Origin of the sequence: Orenia metallireducens (assembly GCF_001693735.1) — a bacterium.
GTDB classification, from domain to species: Bacteria; Bacillota; Halanaerobiia; order Halobacteroidales; family Halobacteroidaceae; genus Orenia; species Orenia metallireducens.
Map to the genome: position 1 here is coordinate 513,479 of NZ_LWDV01000009.1, position 14,053 is coordinate 527,531.

Annotated in this window: 12 protein-coding genes and 1 pseudogene; 3 read left to right on the top strand and 10 right to left on the bottom strand. The window is 32.7% G+C overall.

Annotation, left to right across the window (positions count from 1 at the left end; genetic code table 11):
- Positions 1–3: 3 nt before the first annotated feature.
- Together U472_RS10515 and U472_RS10520 are read right to left on the bottom strand one after the other, a co-directional pair.
- A complete protein-coding gene (locus tag U472_RS10515) occupies positions 4–1,155 on the bottom strand; it encodes a cysteine desulfurase family protein (protein ID WP_068718245.1) in 1,152 nt (383 codons plus the stop codon).
- A gap of 29 nt (positions 1,156–1,184) precedes the next feature.
- On the bottom strand, positions 1,185–1,484 hold the full coding sequence (locus U472_RS10520) for an MTH1187 family thiamine-binding protein (protein ID WP_068718247.1): 300 nt from the start codon (positions 1,482–1,484) through the stop codon (positions 1,185–1,187).
- 293 nt (positions 1,485–1,777) lie between these two features.
- Between U472_RS10520 and U472_RS10525 the strand changes: the two genes are divergently transcribed.
- Together U472_RS10525 and U472_RS10530 are read left to right on the top strand one after the other, a co-directional pair.
- Positions 1,778–2,554: a DUF1385 domain-containing protein gene (locus U472_RS10525; protein ID WP_068718249.1), complete on the top strand. Its 777-nt coding sequence runs from the start codon at positions 1,778–1,780 to the stop codon at positions 2,552–2,554.
- Between the two features lie 165 nt (positions 2,555–2,719).
- Positions 2,720–3,286, top strand: coding sequence for a 5' nucleotidase, NT5C type (locus U472_RS10530; RefSeq protein WP_068718251.1), 567 nt, complete (start codon positions 2,720–2,722; stop codon positions 3,284–3,286).
- A gap of 39 nt (positions 3,287–3,325) precedes the next feature.
- Here U472_RS10530 and U472_RS10535 read toward each other — a convergent pair whose 3' ends face one another.
- The 4 genes from U472_RS10535 to U472_RS10550 all read right to left on the bottom strand — a co-directional run bounded on the left by U472_RS10535 (position 3,326) and on the right by U472_RS10550 (position 7,471).
- Entirely contained in the window at positions 3,326–4,801 is a 1,476-nt protein-coding gene (locus U472_RS10535) for a sodium-dependent transporter (protein ID WP_068718253.1), read from the bottom strand.
- 249 nt (positions 4,802–5,050) lie between these two features.
- The gene (locus U472_RS10540) at positions 5,051–5,335 is read right to left on the bottom strand and encodes a hypothetical protein (protein WP_068718255.1); all 285 of its coding nucleotides are present in this window, start codon (positions 5,333–5,335) and stop codon (positions 5,051–5,053) included.
- Positions 5,336–5,387: 52 nt separating this feature from the next.
- Positions 5,388–6,401, bottom strand: coding sequence for a spore photoproduct lyase (splB, locus tag U472_RS10545; protein WP_068718257.1), 1,014 nt, complete (start codon positions 6,399–6,401; stop codon positions 5,388–5,390).
- A gap of 83 nt (positions 6,402–6,484) precedes the next feature.
- Positions 6,485–7,471, bottom strand: coding sequence for an asparaginase (locus U472_RS10550; protein ID WP_068718259.1), 987 nt, complete (start codon positions 7,469–7,471; stop codon positions 6,485–6,487).
- A gap of 386 nt (positions 7,472–7,857) precedes the next feature.
- On the opposite strand from U472_RS10550, the pseudogene U472_RS10555 reads away from it, so the two are divergent.
- Positions 7,858–9,201: pseudogene (locus U472_RS10555) on the top strand (IS1182 family transposase); the annotation flags it as partial.
- Between the two features lie 308 nt (positions 9,202–9,509).
- Here U472_RS10555 and U472_RS10560 read toward each other — a convergent pair.
- From U472_RS10560 to U472_RS10575, 4 genes are all read right to left on the bottom strand, one after another.
- Positions 9,510–10,562 (bottom strand): GTP pyrophosphokinase, encoded by a 1,053-nt coding sequence (locus U472_RS10560; protein WP_068718261.1) that lies wholly within the window; start codon positions 10,560–10,562, stop codon positions 9,510–9,512.
- Positions 10,563–10,629: 67 nt separating this feature from the next.
- On the bottom strand, positions 10,630–11,640 hold the full coding sequence (locus tag U472_RS10565; RefSeq protein WP_068718263.1) for a M42 family metallopeptidase: 1,011 nt from the start codon (positions 11,638–11,640) through the stop codon (positions 10,630–10,632).
- Positions 11,624–12,661: a M42 family metallopeptidase gene (locus tag U472_RS10570; protein WP_068718265.1), complete on the bottom strand. Its 1,038-nt coding sequence runs from the start codon at positions 12,659–12,661 to the stop codon at positions 11,624–11,626. The genes U472_RS10565 and U472_RS10570 overlap by 17 nt, the downstream gene beginning before the upstream one ends.
- Positions 12,652–13,707: a M42 family metallopeptidase gene (locus tag U472_RS10575; RefSeq protein WP_068718267.1), complete on the bottom strand. Its 1,056-nt coding sequence runs from the start codon at positions 13,705–13,707 to the stop codon at positions 12,652–12,654. Before U472_RS10575 ends, U472_RS10570 begins: the two co-directional genes overlap by 10 nt.
- Positions 13,708–14,053 lie beyond the last annotated feature (346 nt).

Here is a 14,053-nt window from a genome sequence, read left to right on the forward strand (position 1 = left end):
TCATCACCTCTGCATTATTTTTCTCAACATCTTAATTGCATCTTTTAGCTTATCTACTGTATAATTTATCTCTTCTTCAGTTGTTGTTGTAGAAAGACTGAATCTAATTGCTCCTTCAATCATCTCTGGATTAACCTTCATAGCTTCTAATACATAACTTGGTGTATCCTGTCTTGAAGAACAAGCTGCACCTGTCGATAGATAAATATTGTCCCTCTCTAGGGTATGGATTAAGACCTCACCTTTAACTCCAGCAAAGGAGATATTAGCAATATGTACTGCCCCAGAATGGATACTAGGACCATTAAGTAAAGTATCATCAATCTCATCCAAGATTCTAGTAACCAATAACTTTTTTAGTTGATAGATCCTCTTCTTATCCTCTTTGCTTGGAAGTAGCTCCACTGCCTGACCAAAACCAGCAATCCCAGGAACATTCTCAGTTCCAGGTCTAATTCCAGACTCTTGTTTACTCCCTGAGATTAGGTTATCTATTCTAGTGCCTTTCTTTATGTATAATGCACCTGTCCCCTTAGGACCATTTATCTTATGGGCACTGATAGAGTACAAATCAATACCTATTTTAGATAATGAGATATCCACCTTACCAAAAGTCTGCACCCCATCTACATGGAAATAAAGATTATCATATTGGGATACTAATTCACCAATTTCAGCTAAGGGTTGAATAGACCCAGTTTCATTATTAACTCCCATAATACTAACCAAAATTGTTTCATCATTTAAGTATTTTTTTAATTCTTCTAAATCAACAATCCCCTCATCATTAACCTGTAGATATTTAACATCATATCCTTCACTTTCAAGTTTCTTAAATACATTTAAGACCGATGGATGCTCTATAGAGCTGGTAATCAAGCGCTTACCATAACGTTTTAATGACTTAACAGCCCCTTTGATAGCCAAATTATTAGACTCTGTACCACCAGAAGTAAAGTATATCTCTTTATCACTAACATCTAACTTAGATGCAATATTCTTTCTAGCTTCTTTAATTATCTTTTCTGCTTCTATACCCATTCTATGTAAAGAAGAAGGATTACCATAGGCTGTAGTCAAAGCTATTTTCATCTTCTCTACAACCTCTGGATAGGGTTTAGTCGTTGCTGCATTGTCTAAATAAATCTCTTCCATATAAAAATTCCTCCATATTTAATTACTGTCTATAATTTACTTGCTACCGACTCTAGTTTTTGATACATAGTAGCTTCTTTATCACGACGGTCATCGATTTTAATATTAGTATATACTCGTTGGGCTTCATTATTAAAAGGAAGTTCATGCAATTTCTTAATGATATCAAAAAGAACATCCAACTCTCCCTCTATAATACTCCCCATTGGTGTTAGCTGATAATGGATATTTTCTTCTTCAGCTAAAATTTTCTGACAACCAGCCACATATTCACTCAAGCTAGTATCACCAGTTCCTAAAGGTACTACACTCACTTCTACAATAGCCATCTTGTTTAATCACCCCGAAATTTAATTTATAATTATAATTTAAGAATTAAAAGTTAATAATTATTTTATCGTAATTCTAACTTTTAACTAATTACTCCCCTCATGCCGCCTTATTATTATATCAATTTAACAATAAAATTAAAAGTATCCAACAGATTTTATATCATTATATCCCGATAACAGAGATTGAAAATTGACATCTAAGATTAAAAAGAATAAACTATAAGGTAATAAAGCGTTTCTTCATTACCTTAATTGACAGTGTAAATTGTATTATATGGGAGGTGTAATTAATGAAAATTGGTGGTAGAGCCTATAAGAACGGTGTTAGACTAGTAGGACCAAATTACTCTGTTAAAGCCTATTATCAGGATGGAGAATTAAAGTATAGTATAGGTAAGAAAGTAGTTAAAAACAACAAGTTTCTATCTCTAGCTAAAAAAACACCAATAATTAGAGGTGTTTTCAGTCTATTTACAGCTTTAATCTCTTTCTTTAAAGAGGCTACAGGGAATCCTAGGAGATATTGGCTTATATTATTACTCTTGGTCATAGATATTATCATAGAGGGTTATCTAATCTTGATGCCTGAAAGTAGTAATGCCTTATTAAAGTCTATTCCAGATTTTAATATATACTTTGATATATTGATTTTGGGGGCTATCGCCTTTTTATTAAGAGGGACACTCTTAAAGGAAACCTTTAAATTCCACGGTGCTGAGCATAAAGCAGTTAATTATTATGAGGATAACTTTGCAAAGCCCTTAATGGTACAATCAAGACTAGCCAACCGTTGTGGAACAAACTTGGTAGTATTCTACATGATACTTCTTAATATTTTTATCTTTACTGGAATTAATATCAATGAATTTTTAGCAAATCTGTTAGCTATAGGTATCGCTTATGAAGTTATCTCTTATGCTCCAGATAGTATCTTATCAGTAGCTTATTTGGTCCAGTGCTTTACTACAATAGAGCCTGATGAGAAGCATCTTAAAGCATCTGCAACAGCATTGAGGGTCTTAATTGCAAAGGAAACAGGAGAATCCCCTCCTTCTATTATAGTTTAAGGAAGGATTAAATAGATTTATGAAGAAATTAATAATGGTAGATTATTATTGTTATTTGAGTTTAAGGTTAAATTTGAGCTTAAACAATTTATAAAAACTTTATAATAAAGTTCAATTTAACTTAGATTAGATATTAAGATAAATTGAATTTGTTGGGGTGATAGGATGAAAAGAATAATTGGCGTAGATATCGATGCAGTATTGACTGATGAAGGGCGTGGCAGAGAGAATATCTGGTATAAAAACCTTTGTGCTTACTTCAATTTAGACGGTAGAATCACTAATGCGTATGATTTTAGGGATGCTTACGGCTTGACTACTGAAGAGGTAGAAACTTTTATAGGTGAGAGGGGATTAGAAATATTTAAAACTGTACCTCCTCGCCCTAAATGTAAAGAGGTATTAACTAGATTAAAGTCCAAAGGATATCAGATTATCTTGGTAACAGCTAGACCTGAGGAGAATAATCAGGTCACTTTAGAATGGTTAAATAAACATCAAATTCCTTTTGATAAGCTTTATCATAGTGATGAAAAAATAACTATCTGTAAAGCAGAAGGGATAGAGTTATTTATCGATGATAACCCAGAACATTTAATTCCGATGATGGAAGTTTTAAATATTCCTGTCTTTTTGATGAATATGGATCACAACCAAGACCATAAATTAACCTTTAATCGAGTAAATAACTGGACTGATATTGAAGCAGAAATTTTAAAATACTTTGAATAGAAATAGAAGTGGCAAATGCCACTTCTATTTCTTTATTCTTTAATTATCTTCTCTTTTCCACTTAATAGAGCTTAAAATTATAGCTAAAATCAAAGCAGAAATTGCTACCATCCAACCAATTCTCAGACCTGCAATCGAATATTCTCCATAACCATCTTTAATCTCACCAATAAAACTTAGAACTAACATAATAGCTAAAACTGCTGGAGTGAGATACTTGATTGTAAAGTCCCACCAACTACCAACTTGGAAGTTGGAGACAGGATTAAAGAACTTTCGTAATTTACTGGCTTTATAGATCCATCCTATAGCAATACATTGTAAGATTCCAATTGTTACTATCCCAAACTGCATATTAAAGTAATCGATTATATCTAAGAAATAAAGCCCTGCACCTGTAGTGAAGATTAGACTTCCTAAAAATCCTAATACAGCTACCACAGTAGATGCTTTCTTTCTACTCCAGCAAAACTTATCATTAAGAGGTTTTACCACTGCTTCTACCATAGATATACTTGAAGATATTCCAGCAATCACTAAGGCTAAGAAGAATAATATTCCAAATAAGGTATTAAAAGCAGGTAACATATTGATAGCTTTAGGAAAAGCAATAAAGGCTAGCCCTATACTTTGGGTTACTACCTCTTCTAAAGGAACTCCACTATGAGTAGCCATATATCCTAAGATACCAAATACTCCTATTCCTACAATAAAACTGAAAGCACAGTTGGCAAGAGCTGTAATGAATGAATTATTAACTACATCTGAATCCTTGGGAAGATAACTAGCATAGGTTATCATTACTCCAAAACAGACACTTAAGGTAAAGAATATCTGCCCATAAGCTGCTAACCATACCTTAGAATTTAATAATTGTGAAAAGTCTGGATTTAAGAACTTATTGATTCCAGTAACTGCACCAGGTAGGGTGATTCCTCTAACTGTAATGATTAACATTAAAAATGCCAATAATGGCATAAATACTTTAGATGCCTTTTCAATTCCCTTTTCTATACCATTATAGACAATGAAATAGTTAATTGCCCATAAAGCGATTACACTGATTAAAACTGTAATATTGATTCCACCTAAAGTCTCTACCCCTGAAGTTAACTTTAAATTTGTTCCATAAAAGAATGATTCTGGATTAGTACCCCAAGCTTGACTAAAAGCATAAAAGATATACTTAAGGCTCCAACTTACAATAACTATATAATAAGTAAGTAAGATAAATACACTGATAACAGGCCACCAACCAATCCATTCCCATTTACTAGATAGTTTCTTATAAGCCAATACCGTTGAGCCTCTCATCTTGGTTCCGAAGCCAAATTCTAAAATCAATAATGGAATCCCTGTTGTTAATAATGCTACTAAATATGGGATTAGAAATGCTCCTCCTCCATTTTCATAGGCAACATAACTAAAACGCCAGATGTTACCTAATCCTACTGCTGAACCAACAGTAGCTAAGATAAACCCTAATCTGCTCCCCCATTGATTATTATCTGACATATAAATTCCTCCTCTGCTACTAATAATTATTAAATATTAAATCAAAAGACCTTTACACCCCTTAATGTCAGGAATGGAAAGGTCTTAATTAATCAAAAATTCAGAGACCAATCTTTATTTTATCTAAACTATATTGTATATTATGTAAATCAATATATCATCTCTTTGGAGCAATGTCAAGATTTTAAAATAAATTATAAGCTTATATGATTAAAGTTATAATTATTAATTTATTTTGATTTAACTGAATTATTGATTAATCTTTCTATTAATTTTACTTAAATCTACTTTAATATCGATAAATACCAATAGCAACTCCCCTAAACCATATAAGATTACAGTCTGCAAAATACCAAAGTATACAGGAAAGAGGTTATTAAATAATATTATAATTCGATTTTGATCCATTACCGGTGGCATCCCCCCAGTAAAGATACTACCAATAGTTGTTACAAAACTGCCTATAAAACCAATTACAGCAAGGACCTTTAATAAGAGAGCAATTGTTCTTAATATATTATAATCTTTTTCCATAATACCTCCTTTCTGAAACTTGTAAGTTACTAAGAATTTAGTTTCCCTTATTTTAAGTAAAATATTCTATCTTAGCTTGAGGAAATAACTCTTTTATATTATCTTCCATAAAGATCTTCATCTCTTCAGCTTCATCAGGTGGATATACATATTTCCCAAAACCCTTGTGATGGTATTGCTCTTTATCCAAAGTTAATTTAGTATTAGGAAATCTAGACTCTATTAACTTCTTAGACTTAGTGGTAAAACGATGCATAATTAATTCAAAACTTAAATTTTTATCCTTAGGCGATTTTAATGTTTTGCTAAGGTTAAACAACATTTTTTTATAATCATCTTTCCAGCCCTCATAAATCATTAGAGGAGCGATAATAAACCCTAAAGGATATCCTGCTTGCTGTATTTTATTAGCGGCTGTTATTCTCTCTTTTAAGTTAGCAGTTAAATGTTCAAAACTATCAATAACATAATTAGAATTAATACTGAAGCGAAATTTAGTATGATTGTTATGGTCTAAATCCAATAATTTATCGACAAAAGCAAATTTAGTCACTACTCTCAGTCGCCCCTTCTCCTCTTTAGAGAAAAATTCAATCATTTTTTGTAAATTACCTGTCAAATGTTCAACTGCCAAAGGATCAGAGGAACTACTAGCTTCAAAAGTAACCAACTTTCCTTCACCTTTGTCAATATGTTTTTTAACAGCTTCTAAGATCTCATCAATATTTACATAAATTCTAAGATAAGAAGCTGATCCTAAGTTTTTAGCTAAATAACAATACTCACATTTAGCAGGACAACTTGTATTTGTAACTACTCGATAATCCGCAGAAGGATGGCATGATTGAAACTTTAATGTCTTTTTAACACCGACTACCAAGGTCTCTTTTGTCCAGTTAAATAAAGCAGTAGGACTCATCTCTTCTTTAGGGTTAAGACGATTGTGAGATTCTATATACTCTACTGGTATTCCTTGATTCTTGAATTTATTATCTAATTCTTTGGCTAATGTATATTGTAATGCTCCCTCTTCAATAAAGACACGCTTAGGGACAAACTCTTTCATTATTATTCCTCCATTTATTTTAACTATATTTTCTATCAATTATAATGTTAATATCATCACTCTTTTTAAGGCTTAAAATAAGTTTACATCTTCAATTTAAAGCCAAAATATCTTCTGATTTCATTTTTAGAAAGTCCTTCACCCAATAATAACATCAAAGCTAGTCTTGCCTTAGTACTATTAAGGTTTCCACCAAAAATTATATCCATATCAGCAATATTGGCTCCACCTGCTGAAGCACCATATAGGTTATAAACCCGTCCTTCTAAACAACGCGAGGTTACTACTACAGGTATCCCCTCTTCTTTTGCCATTATCAATCCTGCAGTTATATTCTTAGGCAGTGTTCCTAAACCAAATCCTTCTAAGATTAATCCCTTATATCCATAATCTAAGGCTGCCTGGATCAACTTATCGCTACTACCAATAGATAATTTGATAATCTCTACACGTTCCTCCAACTCTTTAGGTCTAATAGTAATCTGTTTAACCAAATCATAAAAATAATGGACACCACAATGGTCAATATGACCTATTGGACCGGCATTAATAGATGAAAAAGCTGTTAATTTATTGGTATGAACCTTAGCTACAAACCTAGCTGCATGAATCTGATTGTTTAGTACTACCAACACCCCTTTGTTCTTACTGCGAGGCTCGATAATAGTTTGTAGAGACTGTACTAGATTTGCTTCTCCATCAGAGCTTAGCTGATTAAAACTTCTTAATGCACCTGTAATCACAACGGGTTTAGTTGTATCTAAAAGTAAGTCTAATAGATATGCTGTCTCTTCTAAAGTATCAGTACCATGGGTGATTAATACCCCACTAATCTCTTCTTCTGCCAAAGACTCTTCTACTAACTGAGCCAAATCCCAAATCATCTTAGGTGTTAGTTGTGAACTATCTAAATTGGTATATTGGATTAGATCTAACTTGGCCATATTATTCAACTGTGGAACATGACTTAAAAGTTCTTCACCAGATAACTTAGGGACTATCTGATGAGTAGACTTATCCTCTCCCATAGCAATAGTACCACCAGTGGTAATGACCTTAATCTTCTTCACGGTTACCCCCTTTTTATTAGTGACCAATAATTAGTACCTTACTGTCTAATAGTCACTAGTTAGCAACTCTATTCTTAGAACTCTATCCTTAGTATTAGATTATGTATTTTAATATTTCAAAATACATTCTTTATCCCTTTTATTTTAATTTCTAAAATTAACAGTATGATATTTAGATTATATCCAAAATTAGTAATATTTAAGTCACAGATTAATTAATAATTATTATAATAAAGAATTAAATTAAGCAGTTAATAGTTAGTTAATCAAAAAATGCAAGAGAGGGCATTTTGCCCTCTCAGGCTGTTGACAAAGTTATTGTCAACAGCCTTTTCTATTTATGGTATAATATAATTGACAATATATCTAAAAGGAGAAATAGAATTATGTTTGTATCTCAAGAGAAAAAACAACAACAATATGAATTTGTAACAATAGAACAGCTAGTTCCAGAAGATCATCTTCTAAGACAAATAGATAGATATATAGATTTTACTTTTATTACTGATATAACTAAAGACCTATACTGTCATGATAATGGAAGACCATGTATTGACCCTATTATTTTATTTAAAATGCTTTTTATAGGTTATTTATATGGGATTCGTTCTGAAAGACAACTAGTAAAAGATATAAAAGTAAATATGGCTTATCGCTGGTTTTTAGGATATTCATTAACAGATGAAATACCACATCATTCTACTATAAGCCAAAATCGTATAAGAAAATATAGGGAAGCTAATATAGCAGAACAGATTTTTGATGAAATTGTTAGACAAGCTATATCCTATGGATTAGTTAGTGGAAAAGTGCTATATACAGATTCAACTCACATAAAAGCAAATGCTAATAAACAAAAATTAGAAGTACAAACATATTTAAAAGAACCTAAAGCTTATCTTGAAGAATTAGACGAAGCAGTTACTATAGAAAGAGAGAAACACAATAAGAAACCTTTAAAAAAAAAGAAGCATAAAGCTGAACTTAAAGAAAGAAAAGTTAGTACAACTGATCCTGATAGTGGATACATGTTTCGAGATAGAAAACCCAAAGGTTTTTTCTATCTCGACCATAGGACTGTAGACATAAAATATAATATTATAACAGATGTAACTGTAACTGCTGGCAATGTAAATGACGTTGACCCTTACTTAGATATATTAGATAAACAGATAGAAAAATTCAATTTTGATACTAAATATGTAGGGTTAGATGCTGGTTATTATACAAATTATATATGTAAAGAATTAGATGAAAGAAATATTCAGGGAGCAATCGCTTATAGACTAGGTCCACATGTAAAATATAAATATACTAAAAATAAATTTAATTATATTGCTGAAAAAGATATTTATACATGTCCCGCAGGACATGATTTAAACTATAGAACTACAACTAGAGATGGCTATAATGAATATGTATGCTCTAAAGAAATCTGCCAAAATTGTTCTCATAAAGATAAGTGTTTATCAGAAAAAGTTACTTTCCGTACTATAAGGAGGCATGTTTGGGAACATTATAAAGAAGATGTTAAAGAATTCATGAGAACAGATAAAGGAAAAAGTATCTATAAAAAAAGAAAAGAAACTGTTGAGCGAAGTTTTGCAGATGGAAAAAATCTGCATGGACTTCGCTATTGTCGTATGCGTGGAAAGAAAAATGTTGAAGAACAATGTTTGTTAACAGCATCAGTTCAAAACATGAAAAAGATCGCAAGCGTTCTTAAGCATAGAGAAAAGAACTCTATTCTTCTAAAATCAGATAATAATATTAAATTTTTATTACTTTCTAAATCAATTTTAACTAAATTCAGCTATAGAAAAACCCTCACTAAAAAATTAGTGGGGGTTTTTCATCAATCTCAGAGGGCATTTTGCCCTCTCTTGCATTTGATATAAATTTGACTTGATATAAACTTAGAGTAAAACTTAATTCCTTCTAATTGAAAATGATTTTCGATATCGTTATTATATATTAAAAAAATACTCTTGTCAACTATTTAAGAGTATTTTTGTTAAAATTTAAAGATTGACATCAGTTATTTAATCTGCTGCTTAACCTGTGTGACAAAGTCATATCTTGGACCTATATTAAGACCTTCAAAGACCTCCCAAGCCTTCTCTTTAGAATATTTACTTGCAATAACTAACAATAGAAGAGCAAATAAGATCATACTCGGTGTCCAATGAGGTTCTTCCCTTGTATATATTAAGTCAATACTTTTCTTAATTAATTCTGAATACTCTTTAAGCAAATCCCCAAGTTCTTTGATATTATTTATCCCTATATAATGAAATTCCCTTGGTAAGCTTTTTAGCCAATAACTATCTTTATCAGCCTTTAATTCTTTCCCAAACCAATCTGCAAAAAACTCTTTTAAATCTTGCATAACTTCATTTGAATTAATAAACTTTTGTAGGGATACTTTATTTATACTGGTGGATTCAGGTGTATATTTAATCTCTTTTTCAACCTTGTTACCATATCGATCTAGATCATCCCTTAAGCGCACAAATTCATCATCGCCCAATTCAAGAAGGGCCGCTAGCTTTGCAAATCTCCTTTTGATAGCATCAGGTATACCTTCCTCACTCTTATAGCCTAAATCATGCTCAATTTCAGCCCAAGCATGCTGTAGAATAGAACTAATCTGTATTTCAAAACAGAGTCCCTTATATTTTGTATAATCATCTATAATAGCTGATGGGCATAGTTTTCCCACTTTATGCAAGGAACTGTAACCAAATTCTGCATAATCCCATTCCTTTCTCTTATCTATAGAATTTTCTTGGTCAATTTCGAATTCATTTTCAATAATTTCTGCTACTTTATCTACATCATCTTCAAAATATGTAATGATCCGCACTCCAGATAGGTCTTTAATATCTTCTAACTTTTGATAAGTTTTATTAGGCCTGCTAATCTTTTCAGCCAGACTATCTATCTCTTTAGTCCGCGAAGTAACAGAATGAATACAGACTTCATCCGTGGTTAATATCTCCTTAATTAAATTCTCTAATTTTTTAGTAAACCCCTTATATAACTCTTGTTTTCTTCTAAATTGATTTAAAATTAACTCTTTATTAGACATAAAAATAACCCCTTTAATTGATTAAAGGAGTTATGAAAATCCCATAACTCCTAATTATCTTATCTCTTTATTCAAATAATCCTGTATAATTGCTCTCTAGAAGGTTAGTCAATAACTCAATACCATTATCTATATCATTAATATCAACCATCTCAGATGGAGAATGGACATAGCGGCAAGGGATAGATAAAGCCCCAGAACGGATACCTTCCCTTGTTAGATGGATTGCTCCTGCATCGGTTCCCCCGGCTACTAAAACCTCTAATTGATAAGGGATATTATTCTCTTCAGCTATATCGATCATCAAATTCTTAACCTGTGGATGAACCAATACTGAGTTGTCCTTGATTTTAATAGCAGGTCCTTTCCCTAGACCAACCTCCATTCTTTGTGCTTCTGGCATATCACCTGTTAAGGTAACATCTACAGCAATTCCCAAATCAGGGTTAACCCCAAAGGATGAAGTCTGAGCTCCCCTTAGTCCTACCTCCTCTTGTACAGTAAAGACAAAATAAGTATCATAGGTAGGTTTATTCTTTAAACGATTAAGAGTCTCAAGTAATACTACACACCCAATTCTATCATCTATTGCCTTTGAGACTATTCTATCACCTAAATCATCCATCTGACGATAATAACTCGCTGTATCACCAACCTTAACCTTCGCTTCTGCCTCCTCTTTACTAGTAGCGCCAATATCAGCATAAAGCTTCTCATGCTTTAACTTGCTAATATCATCTAACTTCCCTTCCTTATCGATAACCCCAACAGTCTCACCATTGAATAAGACTCTGGTTCCTAATAACATATGTGGAGAGATTCCACCTACATTAGAAAAACGGACAAACCCATTATCATCAATATGGGTAGCAATTAAGCCAATCTCATCCATATGGGCTGCTAGCATTACCTTCTTACTAGAATCTTTACCTTTCTTTAATGCAATTAAGTTCCCTAAACTATCAGTTCTTATTTTATCAACCTTATCCTCAATTTTACCTTTAATAACCTCTCTAACTATATCTTCATGCCCCGATGGGCCATAAGTTTCTACTAACTCTCTAATCAACTCTTTCATTAGAAAAACCCCCTTTTTCAATATCTTGGCAGAATTTATCTGCTAAATCTACCATAGCTTGATAATCCTTTAAATTTATAATAGCTGCTGGTGAATGGATATAACGGCATGGTACAGAGATAACTGCTGTTGGAATCCCTTCTTGAGTCAAATGAATCTTTCCACCATCAGTTCCTGCTTTGGTAAATTTTCTAAGCTGATACTTAATCTGATTATCTTCTGCCACCTTAATTAATCTATTCAACAAAGGTTTATAGGTAATCATAGCACCATCTCTAAAGGTCAGTGCAGGTCCATCTCCTAATTTAGTCACATAACCTGCCTCTTTGATATCTGGGATATCGGCTGCTGTAGTACCTTCAAGAACCAAGGCTAAATCTGGCTCTATATCATAGGCTGCAACAGTAGCACCTCGTGCACCAACCTCCTCTTGTACAGTAAAGACACCATAGATTGGGAATTCGTAGTCTTTCTTCATCAACTCTACTAAAGCTGCACAACCTACTCTATCATCAAAGGCCTTACCCTTAACAGTATCTTTACCTAACTGTTCATATTTACTATCAAAGCTTGCCATAGTCCCCAATTCTACTAAATTCTCACTTTCTTTCTTATCTTTAGTACCTATATCTATATATAATTGCTTATAATCTAAAGGTTTCTTCCTCTCATCAGGCTTCTGTAGATGAATTGCTTTGGCACCGATTACTCCAGGAATCTTATCCTCTCCTACCAATACTCGTTTCGATACCAAGATCCTCTTATCTATACCACCAACAGGTTTAAAGCTCAACAGTCCATCCTCGGTAACATCAGTAATCATCAGTCCAATCTCATCCATATGGGCTGCAATCATCAATCTAGGGCTTAATTTCTTCCCTTTTTTATAAGCAATTAAATTACCTAAAGCATCTGTTCTTAATTCATCAACATAGTTTACTAACTCTTCTTTAATTATATTTCTGACTTCATCCTCTTTACTTGAGACACCTATCGCTTCACTTAATCTCTTTAAAAGCATCTTAACCCCTCCACAAACTCAGCATTTATTTCTACAATAAAATGGGCTAATAGTCTAGCTCCCCGCTTAATATCATCTAAACTAGCAGTCTCTACAGAAGTATGCATATATCTTAAGGGAATAGAGAGTAATGCTGTTGGGATTCCGGCACGAGTAACTTGGATAGCATAAGCATCAGTTCCCCTTGGGCGATTTGATGGTTCTACTTGATAAGGTATATCCAGTTCTTTAGCTATTTCTGTTAGCTTTTTAAATATCTTAGGATGGACATGGGGACCAAATCCAATAGCAGGACCTTTACCCAACTCAGCAGCATCCTCTTTACTCACACCAGGCATAGTAGCATGGCAAACATCTATAGCTATCCCTATATCAGGAACAATACCATAAGTACTAGTAATAGCTCCTCTAACCCCAACCTCTTCTTGAACAGTAGCTACTCCATAAACATCTATCTGATGCTTTAGCTTGCTTAGATTCTTTAATGTCTCTAATATCATCAATACTCCTGCTCTATCATCAAGGGCCTTACCTGTTATTCGATCATTCTTTAATTGACAAAAATCTCTCTTAATAGAGATAACATCACCTACTCTAACTTGACATTTTACTTCTGCTTCACTCAAACCTAAATCTATGTACATATCCTCCATCTTATAGGCTTTTGTGACCTCTTCAGTACTTTGAATATGAGGTGGTTTAGCTCCAATAACTCCTTGTAAACTCTCTTTACCATGAACCATTACCTCTTGCCCCACTAAGGTTCTTTGATCAACACCACCTACAGGGGTAAAACGTAAGAAGCCACTCTCTTCTATCTTAGTCACCATCAACCCAATCTCATCCATATGAGCTGCCAGCATGATCTTCAATTGAGAAAAGTTACCCTTACCTTTCTTACAAGAGATTAGATTACCCAAGGCATCATATTCAATCTCATCAGTATATTTCTCAAATTCTTGGGCTACCTGTTTGGATATTTTCTTCTCATACCCAGATACACCCACTGAATTAGATAACTCTTCTATAAACCTCTTTCCTTCCATATTGCTTCCCTCCTCTAAAATTAACTTTTAAATAACCTCTATTAGATTAAGTTAAATTTAATTATATAGTTAAAATTATCCTTAATTATTATTTCGTAAAGAAAGCCAAATGTCAATAACATGGCTGAATTTTATTCGATAATTCCTTATTATTTTATCAATCTTATATCTTTTTTATTTATGGTGAACTAAAATATTACCCTTAATTTGATTTTATCTTTACTTATCACTAGCTACGCATTATATTCACCAAATAAAATTGCTAACTGCTTGTCTAAATTATATTATAAATCATAAGTGTTAGTATGGTAAAACCTTAAAACAAAAATCCACACTAACACCCGTT